General features: G+C 64.7%; 14 protein-coding genes. 1 reads left to right on the top strand and 13 read right to left on the bottom strand.

Annotation, left to right across the window (positions count from 1 at the left end; genetic code table 11):
* Positions 1-68: 68 nt before the first annotated feature.
* From phoR to BFE01S_RS31000, 11 genes are all read right to left on the bottom strand, one after another.
* Positions 69-1,382 carry a phosphate regulon sensor histidine kinase PhoR gene (gene phoR, locus BFE01S_RS30950; protein ID WP_028228843.1) on the bottom strand — a complete coding sequence of 438 codons (1,314 nt, stop codon included), beginning with the start codon at positions 1,380-1,382 and terminating at the stop codon, positions 69-71.
* Positions 1,383-1,448: 66 nt separating this feature from the next.
* On the bottom strand, positions 1,449-2,150 hold the full coding sequence (phoB, locus tag BFE01S_RS30955) for a phosphate regulon transcriptional regulator PhoB (protein ID WP_027795211.1): 702 nt from the start codon (positions 2,148-2,150) through the stop codon (positions 1,449-1,451).
* A gap of 30 nt (positions 2,151-2,180) precedes the next feature.
* Positions 2,181-2,885: a phosphate signaling complex protein PhoU gene (gene phoU, locus BFE01S_RS30960; protein WP_028228844.1), complete on the bottom strand. Its 705-nt coding sequence runs from the start codon at positions 2,883-2,885 to the stop codon at positions 2,181-2,183.
* 19 nt (positions 2,886-2,904) lie between these two features.
* Positions 2,905-3,753: a phosphate ABC transporter ATP-binding protein PstB gene (gene pstB, locus BFE01S_RS30965; RefSeq protein ID WP_028228845.1), complete on the bottom strand. Its 849-nt coding sequence runs from the start codon at positions 3,751-3,753 to the stop codon at positions 2,905-2,907.
* Between the two features lie 15 nt (positions 3,754-3,768).
* A complete protein-coding gene (pstA, locus tag BFE01S_RS30970; protein ID WP_028228846.1) occupies positions 3,769-4,665 on the bottom strand; it encodes a phosphate ABC transporter permease PstA in 897 nt (298 codons plus the stop codon).
* Positions 4,662-5,648, bottom strand: a complete 987-nt coding sequence (gene pstC / locus BFE01S_RS30975; protein WP_028228847.1) for a phosphate ABC transporter permease PstC — start codon at positions 5,646-5,648, stop codon at positions 4,662-4,664. The genes pstA and pstC overlap by 4 nt, the downstream gene beginning before the upstream one ends.
* A 188-nt stretch (positions 5,649-5,836) precedes the next feature.
* A complete protein-coding gene (gene pstS, locus BFE01S_RS30980) occupies positions 5,837-6,868 on the bottom strand; it encodes a phosphate ABC transporter substrate-binding protein PstS (RefSeq protein WP_028228848.1) in 1,032 nt (343 codons plus the stop codon).
* A 359-nt stretch (positions 6,869-7,227) separates the two neighbouring features.
* Positions 7,228-8,580, bottom strand: a complete 1,353-nt coding sequence (gene glmM / locus BFE01S_RS30985) for a phosphoglucosamine mutase (protein ID WP_028228849.1) — start codon at positions 8,578-8,580, stop codon at positions 7,228-7,230.
* A gap of 33 nt (positions 8,581-8,613) precedes the next feature.
* Complete coding sequence (folP, locus tag BFE01S_RS30990; protein ID WP_042339136.1) at positions 8,614-9,555, bottom strand: dihydropteroate synthase; 942 nt, start codon at positions 9,553-9,555, stop codon at positions 8,614-8,616.
* Between the two features lie 120 nt (positions 9,556-9,675).
* The gene (gene ftsH / locus BFE01S_RS30995) at positions 9,676-11,565 is read right to left on the bottom strand and encodes an ATP-dependent zinc metalloprotease FtsH (protein WP_028228851.1); all 1,890 of its coding nucleotides are present in this window, start codon (positions 11,563-11,565) and stop codon (positions 9,676-9,678) included.
* 206 nt (positions 11,566-11,771) lie between these two features.
* Positions 11,772-12,434, bottom strand: coding sequence for an RlmE family RNA methyltransferase (locus tag BFE01S_RS31000; RefSeq protein WP_028228852.1), 663 nt, complete (start codon positions 12,432-12,434; stop codon positions 11,772-11,774).
* Between the two features lie 242 nt (positions 12,435-12,676).
* On the opposite strand from BFE01S_RS31000, the gene BFE01S_RS31005 reads away from it, so the two are divergent.
* Complete coding sequence (locus BFE01S_RS31005) at positions 12,677-13,222, top strand: YhbY family RNA-binding protein (protein WP_028228853.1); 546 nt, start codon at positions 12,677-12,679, stop codon at positions 13,220-13,222.
* Positions 13,223-13,322: 100 nt separating this feature from the next.
* Here the strand turns inward: BFE01S_RS31005 and BFE01S_RS31010 are convergent, their stop codons facing one another.
* A complete protein-coding gene (locus BFE01S_RS31010; RefSeq protein ID WP_028228854.1) occupies positions 13,323-13,805 on the bottom strand; it encodes a DUF4149 domain-containing protein in 483 nt (160 codons plus the stop codon).
* A 40-nt stretch (positions 13,806-13,845) separates the two neighbouring features.
* Positions 13,846-14,322: a transcription elongation factor GreA gene (gene greA, locus BFE01S_RS31015; protein WP_028228855.1), complete on the bottom strand. Its 477-nt coding sequence runs from the start codon at positions 14,320-14,322 to the stop codon at positions 13,846-13,848.
* Between the last annotated feature and the right edge of the window lie 164 nt (positions 14,323-14,486).

Consider the following 14,486-nt stretch of genomic DNA (forward strand, 5'->3'; position numbering starts at 1 on the left):
TGCATTGCGCGGCCTTTTTTATGGTCCTGGCGGGAAGCCGGGTTTCAGGTCGACTTCACAAGTCACCCTCAAGCCGGCGCCGGATGCCGTCGCGCCGTGCGCGCCACCGGGAAGCGCACCGTGAACGTGCTGCCGCGCCCCTCCTCGCTCTTCACTTCGAGCGCCGCGTCGTGGCGCTGCAGCACGTGCTTGACGATCGCAAGACCGAGCCCCGTGCCGCCCGTGTCGCGCGAACGGCTGCGATCCACGCGGTAGAAGCGTTCGGTGAGCCGCGGGATATCGGCGGCCGGAATGCCAAGGCCGCTGTCCGTCACCGAGAACACGGCACTGCCGCCCTCGGCGCGCCACGACAGATGCACCGTTCCGCCTTCGGGCGTATAGCGCACCGCGTTCGTCGCAAGATTGCCGAGCGCACTCAGCATTTCGGTCTCCGAACCATTCACACTGAGACTGTCGTCGAAGTCGGCCGTGATGCGATGATGGCCGCCCGAGAGATTCTCCGCGTCCTCGCGCACGTGGCGAAGCACCGCGCGCATATCGATCATCTGGTCGCCAGGCTGCCGCCCTTCCCCTTCGAGCTGCGCGAGCACGAGCAGGTCCGTCACGATATGGCGCATCCGCGCGGCCTGCTGCTCCATGAGATCGAGGTAGCGCGCCCGCTCGCTCTCCGAAAGCGGCAGTTCGCGCATCGTCTCCAGAAAGCCCGAGAGCACCGTGAGCGGCGTCTTCAGTTCGTGCGAGACGTTCGCCACGAAGTCGCGCCGCATGGCGTCGGTGCGTTCGAGTTCCGTGATGTCCTGCGAAAGCACCAGCTTGCGGTTGTCGCCATACGGGAACACCTGCACCGAAATCACGTTCTGCCGTTTTGCGCCCATGCCGCGCATGATCAGCATGGCTTCGTAATGGTTCGAGTTCAGGTAGCGCACGAAGTCCGGCTGCCGCACGAGGTGCGTGATGTGCTGGCGCAGATCGCGTTTCGCATCGAGCCCGAAGTGCAGTTCGGAGATCGCGTTGCACCACTCGATCTGGTCGTGGTCGTCGAGCATCGCCACGCCGTTGGGCGAGGCCTGGATCGCCTGAATGAACCGCGAATGCTGCTGCTCGACCTGGCGCACCTGGGCATGCCAGCGCTTCGCGAGCTTGTGCAGGCGGTAGTAGATTTCGCCCCACACGCCGGGGGCGCTCGGAACTTCGCCGTAGACCGGCGCGTCGAGCAGGCGCCAGAGGCGCTGCTTGTGAAACGTGCTGAAGAAGAGTTGTGCGAGCAGTGCGGCAACGGCCAGCACAAGCGCGACTTTCACGCCGAACAGCGCGCCGGCGCCCGTACAGACGAGCGCGAGCAGGACCACCGAAACAAGGGAGCGCGCCCAGATAATATTCATGTTCCTGCGATCCAGGAGAGACAGTAAGAACGGGGACGCCGGATCCGGGGCGCGGTGTATCGTGCGTCAGGCGCTCTTCGCGAGACGGTAGCCGCTGCCGCGCACCGTTTCGATCATAGCATCGCACCCTGCCGGCTTGAGCGCGGCACGCAGTCGCTTGATGTGCACGTCCACCGTGCGCTCCTCCACGAACACGTGATCGCCCCACACCTGGTCGAGCAGTTGCGTGCGGCTGTGCACGCGTTCCGGGTGCGTCATGAAGAAGTGCAGCAGCCGGAACTCGGTCGGGCCGAGGTCGAGCTTGATCTCGCTGCCTTCCGCGTGCGCGGCCACGCGGTGCGTAGCCGGATCGAGCTTCAGGCCGTTGATCGCGACCACGTCCTCGGTAAGCTGCGGCGCACGGCGGCGCAGCACCGCCTTGATGCGCGCCATCAGCTCCTTGGGCGAGAACGGCTTCGTGACATAGTCGTCCGCGCCGATCTCGAGGCCGAGCACCTTGTCCTGCTCGTCGCCGCGGGCGGTCAGCATGATGATCGGGATATGCTTCGTGCGCTCGTTGTTGCGCAGGTCGCGCGCGAACGAAACACCCGACTTGCCCGGCAACATCCAGTCGAGCAGGATGAGGTCGGGCAGCACGTCGCTGATCAGGTTCTGCGCCTGTTCCGCGTTGTACGCACGAATCGGGCAATGGCCCGCGTGCTGCAGGTTCACGGAAATCAGCTCGGAAATCGCGGGCTCATCTTCGATGACGAGAATGCTGCTAGGCATCGGCACCTCTTGACCTTGTAACCAGTGAAATTAGCTCAGTGCTTCGCGTTCGAGGGCGTCGCGCGACTTGTGCCGCACGTCGGTGCCCTTGACGATGTAGATGATGAATTCGGCGATGTTCTTGGCATGGTCGCCGATCCGCTCGATCGCCTTGGCAATGAACAGATAATCGAGCCCCACCGAGATCGTGCGCGGGTCTTCCATCATGTAGCTCACGAGCTTGCGCACGAACGCGCGGAATTCCTCGTCGATCGCCTTGTCGTCGCGCACGATCTGCGCGGCGGCCACGGTGTCGAGGCGCGCGAATGCGTCGAGCGCGCGGCGCAGGATCGAGACGGCCATCTCGCCCGAGACCTTGATCTCGGCGATGTTCACGCTGCGCGAAGCGCCGTCTTCGAGCAGGCGCCGGGTGCGCTTGGCGATCTTCTCGGCTTCGTCGCCGGCGCGCTCGAGGTTCGTGATGGTCTTCGAGATCGCAAGCACGAGGCGCAGGTCGCGCGCGGCCGGCTGGCGGCGCGCAATGATGTTGCTGCACTCCTCGTCGATCTCGACTTCCATCGTGTTCACGGTGTCTTCAGCCGCGATCACGCGGTCGGCGGCTTCGCCGTCGAACTCGTTGAGCGCCTGCATCGCCGTGATGATCTGCGATTCCACGAGGCCGCCCATTTCGAGGACCTTCGAAGAAACGAGGTTGAGGTCGGCGTCGAACTGGCTGGACAGATGCTTGTCGGACATAGCGTACTCCCTCTTCCGGTTAGCCGAAGCGGCCGGTAATGTAGTCTTCCGTTTCCTTGCGGACCGGCTTGATGAAGATCTTTTCGGTGTCGCCGAATTCGATCAGTTCCCCCAGGTACATATACGCAGTGTAGTCCGAACAACGCGCGGCCTGCTGCATGTTATGGGTGACGATCACCACTGTGTAGTCGCTCTTGAGTTCCGCGATCAGCTCTTCGATGCGGCCCGTCGAGATCGGGTCGAGCGCCGAGCACGGCTCGTCGAGCAGCAGCACTTCGGGGCGGATCGCAATGCCGCGCGCAATGCACAGGCGCTGCTGCTGGCCGCCCGAGAGGCCGTAGCCGCTCTGGCCCAGCTTGTCCTTCACTTCGTTCCAGAGCGCGGCCTTGGTGAGCGCCCACTCCACGCGGTCGTCCATTTCGGGACGCGAGAGCGTTTCGAACATCTTCACGCCGAACGCGATGTTGTCGTAGATCGACATCGGGAACGGCGTCGGCTTCTGGAACACCATGCCGATGCGCGCACGCAGCAGCGAAATGTCGCGCTTCGTGGTCAGCAGGTTCTCGCCGTCCATGAGAATTTCGCCTTCGGCGCGCTGCTCCGGATAGAGCGCGAACATCTTGTTGAAGGTGCGCAGCAGCGTGGACTTGCCGCAGCCCGACGGGCCGATGAACGCCGTCACCTTGCCTTCGGGAATCTGCAGGTTGATGTTCTTCAGGGCGTGGTACTTGCCGTAGAAGAAGTTGAGGTCCTTCACTTCGATCTTCGGCGTGCCGAGCGACTGCGGCTGCGCGGCCTGGGCGGGATCGAAGCCTGCTGGCGATGCGGCGCGGCCAGCGGTATTGATGTGCGTTTCTGCCATGTTCATCGGATAACTCCGCCCTTACTTTTTCGAGAAGACCGTGCGCGCGAGGATGTTCAACCCCAGCACGCCCAGCGTGATCAGGAACACACCCGCCCACGCAAGCGATTGCCACTGTGCGAACGGGCTCATCGCGAACTTGTAGATCGTGACCGGCAGGTTCGCCATCGGCTGGTTCATGTCTGCGCTGAAGAACTGGTTCGACAGCGCCGTGAAGAGCAGCGGCGCGGTTTCGCCGGCAATGCGCGCGATGGCGAGCAGCACGCCCGTCACGATGCCCGCAATCGATGCCTTCAGCGTGATCGAAAGAATCATCTTCCACTTCGGCGTGCCGAGCGCGAAAGCCGCTTCGCGCAGCGCGTTCGGCACGAGCTTCAGCATGTTCTCGGTCGTGCGGATCACAATGGGGATTTCCAGCAGCGCCAGCGCAATCGCACCGGCCCAGCCGCTGAAATGCCCCATCGTCGCGACGACGAGCGCATAGACGAACAGACCCACCACGATCGAAGGCGCCGAAAGCAGGATGTCGTTGATGAAGCGCGTGAGGCCGGCGAGCCAGCCCTTCTGGCCGTACTCGGCCAGATACACGCCCGCGAGAATGCCGATCGGCGTGCCGACGAAGGTGGCGATCGCCACGAGCATCAGACTGCCGACGATGGCGTTGGCGAGGCCCCCGCCATCGGTGTTCGGCGGCGGCGTGGACTGCGTGAACAGTTCGACCGAAAGACCGCCCACGCCGAGCGAGAGCGTCGTATAGAGAATCCACACGAGCCAGATGAGGCCGAACGCCATGGCGGCGAGCGACAGCGTGAGGGCGATCGCGTTGGTCACGCGGCGGCGGCTTTGCAGCTTGCCGCGCATCTTGTCCAGTTCGGGGCCGTAGATGGCACCCGGAATCTTCATCAGCGGCTCGCTCATCGTGCGCCCTCCGATTTTTCAAGGCGCAGGAGCAGGATCTTGGAGATCGAGAGCACGATGAACGTGATCACGAACAGGATCAGGCCCAGTTCCATCAGCGCAGAGGTATGCAGGCCCGGGCTCGCTTCGGCGAACTCGTTGGCGAGCGCCGAGGTGATGCTGTTGCCGGGCGAGAAGAGCGACACGTTGTCGAGCAGGTTGGTGTTGCCGATCACGAACGTGACGGCCATGGTCTCGCCAAGCGCGCGGCCAAGGCCCAGCATCACGCCGCCGATCACGCCGGTCTTCGTGAACGGCAGGACGATCTTCCACATCACTTCCCACGTCGTGCAGCCGATGCCGTAGGCCGACTCCTTGAGCAGCACGGGCGTGACTTCGAACACGTCGCGCATCACCGAGGCGATGTACGGAATGATCATGATCGCGAGAATCACGCCGGCGCACAGGATGCCGATGCCGATGGGCGGCCCCTGGAACAGCGCGCCGATGATCGGCATGCCGCCGAGCAGCGTGCCGAGCGGCTTTTCGAACCACTGCGCGAAGATCGGCGCGAACACGAGCAGGCCCCACATGCCGTACACGATCGAGGGGATCGCGGCCAGCAGTTCGATGGCGATGCCGAGCGGGCGGCGCAGCCAGGCGGGCGACAGCTCGGTGAGAAAGAGCGCGATGCCGAAGCTCACGGGCACGGCAATGACGAGCGCGATGAGCGAGGTTGCGATGGTGCCGTAGATGGGCACGAGCGCGCCGAACTGGTCGCTGGGCGGATCCCAGTCGGCAGTCCAGAGGAATGCGAAGCCGAACTTCTCGATCGTCGGCAGCGAAGCGACGATCAGCGACACGATGATGCCGCCGAGCAGCAGCAAGGTGACGATGGCGGCAAGGCGCGCGAGGCCGCCGAAAATAACGTCGCCGGCCGGGCTGGGTGCTTTTTGCTGCGCAGCGCTGCCGGGCGGATTCGACACGAGCGGGACGTCGGACATGGTGACCTGTATCCAGATGCCGCGAAGTTGGACCCGGGCGGGGTCTTCGCAGCGGTCATGCAGCCAGGGACTGCAGTCCGTTCATCGGCCGGCCTTACAACCGGATAACGAACGGCATCTCTCAAACGGACGAACGGGGCTCGTGCGTGATGCGCGACGGCCCCGTTCAGCGTGGCAAGAAGCCGGCCTTATTCGGCGATCGGCTTGCCGCTAGCGTCCTTCACCTTCTCTTTCCACTGCGACTGGATCTCGTTCACGACCGATTGCGGCAGCGAGATGTAGTCGAGGTCGCTGGCAGCACCGCCGCCGTTCTTGAACGCCCAGTCGAAGAACTTGAGCGTTTCCTTGCCCTGATCCGGCTTGTCCTGCGCGGTGTGCAGCAGCACGAAGGTCGCGCCCACGACCGGCCATGCATCCTTGCCCGGCTCGTTCGTGAGGATCTGGTAGAACGACTTCTTCCAGTCGGCGCCGGCGGCAGCGGCCTTGAACGTTTCGGTGTTCGGCTCGACAACCGCGCCCGATTCATTCTTCATGGCAGTGTAGACCATGTGGTTTTGCTTGGCGTACGCCCACTCGACGTAGCCGATTGCGCCCGGCAGACGCTGCACGAAGGCCGCGACGCCGTCGTTGCCCTTGCCGCCCGTACCCGTCGGCCAGCTCACGGTCGTGCCTTCGCCAACCTTGCTCTTCCACTCGGGATTGACCTTCGAGAGGTAGTTCGTCCAGATGAAGCTGGTGCCCGAACCATCGGCGCGGCGGACCACGGCGATGTCGAGATCAGGCAGCTTTGCCTTCGGGTTCAGCGCGACGATGGCCGGATCGTTCCACTTCTTGATCTTGCCGAGATAGATGTCGCCGAGCACTTCGCCCGACAGTACGATTTCGCCGGCCTTCACGCCCGGCACGTTGATCGCCGGCACGACGCCGCCGACCACCGTCGGGAACTGGAACAGGCCGTCCTTGGCCAGATCGTCGTCCTTCAGCGGCGCGTCCGAGCCGGCGAAGTCAACGGTCTTGGCGATGATCTGCTTGATACCGCCCGACGAGCCGATGCCCTGGTAGTTCACCTTGCCGCCGCCCGACTTTTGATAGGCATCCGCCCATTTCGTGTAGATCGGTGCTGCGAAGGTGCTACCCGCGCCGGTGATATCGGCTGCCTGCGCTGCGATCGCGAAGAGCGCGCCAGCAACGCCAGCAAGTGCGGTTTGCATCAATTTCATGAGACCTCCAGTGTGTGAGCGGATGAACGACACCGCGAAGCTTAGGGTCTCTTTGTGACAGTACCATGACGATTCATGAAGTGGCCGTGACAGTCCGATTACCGGATGAAAGGCGCTGGCAGCTTGCAGAAGGCGCTTGCACGAAGGCCGCGCCGGAGCCGTGGAGGCCCGTGCCACAAGCGTTTGGGAACATCGCGCAAAGGTTTGCCGCACGGCGGCGCAAGACCTTTGCGGGTGGGCTCGGACAGGCTTTCCGCGGCCCGAAAGCGTATTGAAAACAGTTCGGACAAGGCTACGAGCGGCCCGGTGCGATAGCGGGCCTGCCGCCCTCGCACCGGTGTAGGGACCTACATCAATTTTCAGGCGATGGCGCGCTTCACCGTGTCGGCTATGGTTTCGGCGTAGTGATTGGCATCGTGCTCTTCCTGCGCCTCGACCATCACGCGCAGCACAGGCTCGGTGCCCGAGGCGCGGATCAGCACGCGGCCGCGGCCCTTGAGCTCGGCCTCGGCGTCCGCCACCGACTTCCCGATCGCCGCGTTGCCCTTCCAGTCGGCGCCCTGGGCGATGCGCACGTTGATCAGGCGCTGCGGGAACAGCGTCACGCCATCGAGCAGTTGCGCGATCGTCTGGCCGCTGCGCTTCATCGCGGCCAGCACGAGCAGCGCCGACACGATGCCGTCGCCGGTCGTATGGCGGTCGAGCGACAGGATGTGGCCCGATCCTTCCGCGCCCAACTGCCAGCCGTGCTCGCGCAGTTGTTCCAGCACGTAGCGGTCGCCCACGGCGGCGCGCACGAACTTCACGCCGAGGCGCTCCACAGCCTGCTCGACCGCGAGGTTCGTCATGAGCGTGCCCACGGCGCCGCCCACCTTGCCGTCCGTCGCGATGCGGTCCTTCACCAGCACGTAGAGCAGTTCGTCGCCGTTGAAGAGGCGGCCGTGCGAATCCACGATCTGCAGGCGGTCCGCGTCGCCGTCGAGGGCGATGCCCAGATCGGCGTGATTCGCGCGCACCGCGCGCACGAGCGCATCGGGCGCCGTCGCGCCCACGCCGTCGTTGATGTTGAAGCCGTTCGGCGAAACGCCGATGGGAATCACGTCCGCACCCAGTTCGTGGAACACGTGCGGCGCGATGTCGTAGCCCGCGCCGTTGGCGCAGTCCACCACGAGCTTCAGCCCGCGCAGGTTATACGCCTGCGGGAACGTGCTCTTGCAGAACTCGATGTAGCGGCCGCCCGCATCGTGCAGGCGCCGCGCGCGGCCAAGCTGCTCCGAAGGCGCGCAGTCGAGCGGCAGATCCAGTTGCGCCTCGATCTGCGTTTCGACTTCGTCGGGCAGCTTGTTGCCGTCCGCGGAGAAGAACTTGATGCCGTTGTCGTAGTACGGATTGTGCGAGGCGCTGATCACGACGCCCGCCGCGAGCCGCAGCGCGCGCGTGAGATAGGCGATGCCGGGCGTGGTCATCGGGCCGGCCAGCATCACGTCGATGCCCGCCGCCGAGAGCCCCGCTTCGAGCGACGCCTCCAGCATATAGCCCGAGATGCGCGTGTCCTTGCCGATCAGCACGGCCGGACGCGGCCCCCCCGATGCCGCCGAACCCGCGAGCACCTTGCCCGCCGCGTAGCCCAGCCGCAGCACGAAATCCGGCGTGATCGGCGCTGCGCCAACCTTGCCCCGCACCCCATCGGTGCCGAAATATCGACGTCCCATCCTTCGATCCCTCTCTTTCTCTCTATCTGCTATTCAGTGATGCGCATGGGGGACCGGCCGGCGCGCGGCCTCGCGCACGGCACCCCATACCTTCAGGGCGTCCACGGTCTGCGCAACGTCGTGGACGCGAATAATGGCGGCTCCCCGCTCGGCGGCGCACACCGCGGCGGCCACGCTCGCGGCAATGCGCCCGGGCGCGGGGCGGTTCACGAGCGCCCCCAGCATCGACTTGCGCGACATGCCGGCAAGCACCGGGTACGGCGCAACGCCGCGAGGCACACGCGGCGCCGTATCCGGCAGATGCGCGAGCAACGCGTAGTTGTGCTCGATCACCGCCTTGCCGAAACCAAAGCCCGGATCGACGCTGATGCGCGCCTTCGCCACGCCCGCCGCCTCCAGTTCGGCGGCACGCGCCGCCAGAAACTCGCGCACTTCGCGCACCACGTCGGCATACGCCGGCTCGCCCAGCTGCATCGTTTGCGGCTCACCGAGCATGTGCATCACGCACAGGCCGCAGTTGGCCGCGCGCACCGCGTCGATCGCGCCGGGCATGCGAAAGCCCCAGATGTCGTTGATCAGGTCCGCACCGGCCGCCAGCGCGTGACGCATCACTTCCGGCTTGTACGTATCGACCGAAATCGGAACATTCGCGGCGCGCAACTGCTCGACGAGCGGAATCACGCGTTCGAGCTCTTCGTCGAGCGGCACCGGCGGCGCGCCCGGGCGCGTCGATTCGCCGCCGATATCGATCAGGTCCGCCCCGTCCAGCAGCATCTGCTCGGCGCGCCGCAGCGCCTCGCCACGATCCACATACCGGCCTCCGTCCGAAAACGAATCGGGCGTGGTGTTCAGAATGCCCATCACGAGCGGGCGCCCGAAAGTCAGCGTGAAGCGGCCGCACTGCAGCGGCTCGGGTCTGAGCTCACTTGCCGGCGTGGTTGCCAGCCCAGTTGTCAGATTACCTTGCGAAACCATATGGGGCACGTCAATGAACGTCAGATATGTAACAACTCGTGCTCGCCACAACGAACACCGAGAAATGCAAAACGGGCCGATGTGATCCTCACACCGGCCCGCAACTTTACTCGATCTGGCTTATGCCGGCGCGGTCGCGTTGCCCGGCTTCACCTCGGTGCCCGCGCTGCCGCCCGACGACGACGCGTCGCCCGCGCTCGGCGTGCTCTTCGGCGAACGCGGCGGACGACCGGCCATGATGTCGTTGATCTGATCGGCGTCGATCGTTTCCCACTCCATCAGCGCGGCGGTCATGGCTTCGACCTTGTCGCGATTCTCGTCCAGCAGGCGCTTCGCGAGGCTGTACTGCTCGTCCAGCACGCGGCGGATTTCCGCATCCACCTTCTGCTGCGTGGCTTCCGAAATCGCACGCGTGAAGCCCTTGCCGAACGGGCCGCCGTCGTTTTCGTCGTCCACGTAGACCATCGGCCCGAGGGCATCGGTCATGCCGAAGCGCGCCACCATCGCGCGGGCCGTCTGGGTCGCCTTGTTGAAGTCGTCCGAAGCACCCGTGCTGAGCAGGTTCAGGAACAGCTCTTCCGCCACGCGGCCGCCGAACAGAATGGCCAGACGATCGAGCAGATAGTCCTTCGAGTACGTTTCGTTGTCGTGCTCCGGCAACTGCCAGGTCACGCCCAGCGCGCGGCCGCGCGGGATGATCGTCACCTTGTGCACCGGATCGGCCTTCGGCAGCAGCTTCGCGATCACGGCGTGGCCGGACTCGTGGTACGCCGTCGCACGCTTGGCTTCCTCGCGGATCACGGCCGACTTGCGCTCCGGACCCATGAAGATCTTGTCCTTGGCATCTTCGAAGTCCTGCATTTCGACGATGCGCTTGCCGCGGCGCGCCGCGAACAGTGCCGCCTCGTTCACGAGGTTCGCGAGATCCGCACCCGAGAAGCCCGGCGTGCCGCGCGCGATGACCGCTGCGTCCACGTCGTTGGCGATCGGCACCTTGCGCAGGTGCACCTTCATGATCTGCTCGCGGCCGCGGATGTCCGGCAGGCCCACATAGACCTGGCGGTCGAAACGGCCCGGACGCAGCAGCGCCTTGTCGAGCACGTCCGAGCGGTTCGTCGCAGCGATCACGATGACGCCCGAGTTCGCCTCGAAGCCGTCCATCTCGACCAGCATCTGGTTCAGGGTCTGCTCGCGCTCGTCGTTGCCGCCGCCCATGCCGGCGCCGCGATGGCGGCCGACCGCGTCGATTTCGTCGATGAACACGATGCACGGCGCATGCTTCTTGGCCTGCTCGAACATGTCGCGCACGCGGGCCGCGCCCACGCCGACGAACATTTCCACGAAGTCCGAACCCGAAATGCTGAAGAACGGCACCTTCGCCTCGCCGGCAATGGCGCGCGCAAGCAGCGTCTTGCCGGTACCCGGAGGCCCGACCAGCAGCACGCCGCGCGGAATGCGCCCGCCCAGCTTCTGGAACTTCTGCGGGTCGCGCAGGAAGTCCACGAGTTCGGACACTTCCTCCTTCGCTTCGTCGCAGCCCGCGACGTCGGAAAAGTTCACCGCATTGTTGTTCTCGTCGATCAGCCTCGCGCGCGATTTACCGAAGGAGAACGCCCCGCCTTTGCCGCCCCCCTGCATCTGCCTCATCATGTAGAACCAGAACACGATGATGAGGATGGTAGGCCCGAGGTAGTACAGCGCGGACACGAGGGCGTTCGGCTCTTCGTCAGCCTTGCCGCTCACCTGCACGCCGTATTTCATCAGGTCGCCGACCATCCAGATGTCGCCGGGCGACACGATCTGGTATTTCTGGCCATCAGCTGGAGTGACCGTGAGGTTCCGCCCCTGCACCACGACGTTCTTGACCTTGCCGTTCTTTGCGTCGTCCATGAACTGCGAATAGGAAACGCCTTCCTGGACACGGGGCTTGTCGAACTGCTTGAACACCGTAAACAGCACCAGTGCGATCACCAGCCACACTGCTGCCTTGGAAAACATGTTGTTGTTCAAAGCACCACTCCTTCACTCATTGACGGGCGCCTACATTTGCCTTGCGGCACCACCAAAGCATTCTAATCCAGTACGTCAGGCCCTGCCATAACGATTCGCTAAGGCAGGAATAGCCTCAGAGCCTTGTCCGGCGAGGCTCCCAGCGGCCTTTCGGGCTCCCTGGAGGCAAACGCCCGCCGCTCTTGCGCACCAGAACCGATCCCCGCCTAGCGGGGCCGCTTCAGCTGTTTACCCAATATAAACGTTTCGGCCGATTTGTCCCGCGAAGCCTTGGGCTTGCGGGCGGCCACGATCTTGAACTGATGCTTGAACTTCTCGACAATCTGGCTGTAGCCACTGCCGTGAAAGCATTTTACTAAAAGGGCACCATCCGGCTTCAGATGATTCTGTGAAAACTCGAGCGCGAGATCGCACACGTGCTCGATGCGCGCGGAATCCGCCGAAGCCACCCCCGACAGATTGGGCGCCATATCCGAAATTACAAGGTCGACCGGACGGCCGCCCACGCGCTCTTCGAGTTGCGCGAGCACGTCGTCTTCGCGGAAGTCGCCCTGGATGAAATCCACGTCGGCGATCGGCTCCATCGGCAACAGGTCGAGCGCGATAATCGTGCCGTCGATGCCGCCCGCGCGCTGGTCGTCGCGCTTCGTGCCCTGCGCGAGCTTGTTGCGCGCGTACTGGCTCCAGCTGCCGGGCGCTGCGCCCAGGTCCACGATCACCATGCCGGGGCGGATCAGCTTGTCCTGCTCGTCGATTTCCTTGAGCTTGTACGCAGCACGGGCACGATAGCCCTCCCGCTGCGCCATTTTCACGTAGGGGTCGTTGATATGGTCGTGCAGCCACGACTGGTTGAAACGGTTCTTTGCCATTAAAGATGAACTCTTGCTGCGTGATTGCGCGCTTTTAGCGGATAATACGCGTTTTATTCGTGCGGCCGTCGCGGCCTGTCCGGCTCGTTCGCGCCGGCCTTCCGCCCGCGTCTTGCCGATTCCACGGTTTTTTGTCCGTTGTTCCGATGCGCAGCCCGCGAGGCGTGCCGCTCATGCCGCAAGCATGATACGCATGGCCGCCCGCCGGACGCCCGTCATTTTAGTCGAGTCTGCCACATCCCATGCCCGCCCTTACTCTTACTGCCGAACAGCGCGCCGGTCTGCGCTCCGAGGCGCATGCGCTCAAACCGGTTGTGCTCGTCGGCGCGGAAGGGTTGACCGACGCCGTCCTCAAGGAAATCAAGGTGCACCTCGCGGCGCACCAGCTCATCAAGATCCGCGTGTTCGGCGACGAGCGCGAAGAGCGCATTGCCGTCTACGAAGAGATCTGCGACCGGCTCAATGCCGCGCCGGTCCAGCATATCGGCAAGCTGCTCGTGATCTGGAAGCCCGAGGAAGCGGCGCCGAAGACCACCACCGCGCGCGCCGGCGCGCGCGGCACCGTCAAGCGCCCTGCCGGCGACGTGCCGAGCGCAGGCGAAGCGAGCCGGCGCGGCGCGGCGCCCCGCGTCATGAAGGTCGTCAAGCCTTCCGACAACCCGATGCGCAAGCCGAAGTCGCAGAAAGTGACCGTCAAGGGCAACGAGCGCGTGACGCAAGGCGGCAACATCAAGCGCGCCAAGAAGCGCCAGACCAGCAGCAAGCGCGTCCATCAGGGCTCGAAGTAAGCTGCCCTGAATCTCCAGCGCAGAAACCCGGAAGCGCCGCCCGCACCCGCCGGCGGCGTTTTTTCGTGCTTTTCCGGTTTAGCGGGAGATGCGCTGCGCCTCAGCGCGAGGCGCCCCGCGGCGCCGCACTGCGCGTAGAAGGCAGCAGCCAGACGAGCGCGACGCCCAGCAGGCTCTCGATCAGATAGAAGAGACTCGATACGCCGTGCAGCATGCCGAAACGGCTCGCATACGGCGAATTGGCAATGTCCACGCCGGCGTTCATGGCCTCTACGCGCATTGCGTTCATGAACGGCTGCAGCGCGAAATACCCCACCAGCACGCACACCAGCATCCCGGCCAGCAGCCAGCGCAAGCGGCGGTACTGCACGGCCCCGCGCCGCGCCAGCCCGTTCGACAGAACGAGCATCGCCACGCCGCACACCACGCCGAGCCAGCCTTCGATACGAAAGAGCTGCGCGGCCACGGAGCCCGCCACCATGCGTTCGAGCGAGGCGAACAGCACCGGCGCCACCGCATAGCCGATGGTGAGCTGGCTGCCCACCCACAGCATGGCGAGCAGGCCGAACAGGCGCTGCGGCACCGGGGATACGGAAGAAGCGGACGTCACGGGCAGTCGCTCGTCAAACGTAGCGAACCTCGATCACCTCGTACTCGCGCACGCCGCTCGGGGCCTGCACGGCGGCCACGTCGCCTTCCGACTTGCCGATCAGCGCGCGCGCGATGGGCGAGCTCACCGAAATGAGGCCGTGCTCGAGGTCGGCTTCGTCGTCGCCGACGATCTGGTACGTGACCGGCTTGCCCGACTCCAGGTCTTCGAGATCGACCGTCGAGCCGAACACCACGCGGCCGTCGGCTTCCAGCGTGGCCGGGTCGATGACCTGCGCCGCCGCGAGCTTCGACTCGATTTCGGCGATGCGGCCTTCAATAAAGCCCTGCTTTTCCTTCGCCGCGTCGTACTCGGCGTTTTCCGACAGATCGCCCTGGGCGCGCGCTTCGGCGATGGAATTGATGACCGCCGGACGCTCGACGGATTTCAGGCGCTGCAGCTCTTCGCGAAGTTGGTCGGCGCCGCGCTTGGTCAAGGGAATCGTGCTCATAAACAACTCGTATGGCCGGTAAAGGCCGCAATGAGGCCGCGCCACGCGCGCCTGCGCGCACGTTGCGGCCATAAAAAAACTCCGCGGTTAAGTGCATCCCGCGAGGGCGGCTGCGCACGCCGGCGCAGCCTGAAAGCCCTGTTGGAACGCCGCTTAACCGCGGC

This window comes from Paraburkholderia ferrariae NBRC 106233, assembly GCF_000685035.1.
Classification (GTDB): domain Bacteria; phylum Pseudomonadota; class Gammaproteobacteria; order Burkholderiales; family Burkholderiaceae; genus Paraburkholderia; species Paraburkholderia ferrariae.

Excerpts from the sequence above, each read along its gene's own strand:
- pstC (WP_028228847.1), bottom strand. The coding sequence starts at position 5,648 with ATGTCCGACGTCCCGCTCGTGTCGAATCCGCCCGGCAGCGCTGCGCAG.
- folP (WP_042339136.1), bottom strand. The coding sequence starts at position 9,555 with ATGGTTTCGCAAGGTAATCTGACAACTGGGCTGGCAACCACGCCGGCA.
- pstB (WP_028228845.1), bottom strand. The coding sequence starts at position 3,753 with ATGAACATGGCAGAAACGCACATCAATACCGCTGGCCGCGCCGCATCG.
- pstS (WP_028228848.1), bottom strand. The coding sequence starts at position 6,868 with ATGAAATTGATGCAAACCGCACTTGCTGGCGTTGCTGGCGCGCTCTTC.
- BFE01S_RS31005 (WP_028228853.1), top strand. The coding sequence starts at position 12,677 with ATGCCCGCCCTTACTCTTACTGCCGAACAGCGCGCCGGTCTGCGCTCC.
- pstA (WP_028228846.1), bottom strand. The coding sequence starts at position 4,665 with ATGAGCGAGCCGCTGATGAAGATTCCGGGTGCCATCTACGGCCCCGAA.
- greA (WP_028228855.1), bottom strand. The coding sequence starts at position 14,322 with ATGAGCACGATTCCCTTGACCAAGCGCGGCGCCGACCAACTTCGCGAA.
- glmM (WP_028228849.1), bottom strand. The coding sequence starts at position 8,580 with ATGGGACGTCGATATTTCGGCACCGATGGGGTGCGGGGCAAGGTTGGC.
- phoB (WP_027795211.1), bottom strand. The coding sequence starts at position 2,150 with ATGCCTAGCAGCATTCTCGTCATCGAAGATGAGCCCGCGATTTCCGAG.
- phoU (WP_028228844.1), bottom strand. The coding sequence starts at position 2,885 with ATGTCCGACAAGCATCTGTCCAGCCAGTTCGACGCCGACCTCAACCTC.
- phoR (WP_028228843.1), bottom strand. The coding sequence starts at position 1,382 with ATGAATATTATCTGGGCGCGCTCCCTTGTTTCGGTGGTCCTGCTCGCG.
- BFE01S_RS31000 (WP_028228852.1), bottom strand. The coding sequence starts at position 12,434 with ATGGCAAAGAACCGTTTCAACCAGTCGTGGCTGCACGACCATATCAAC.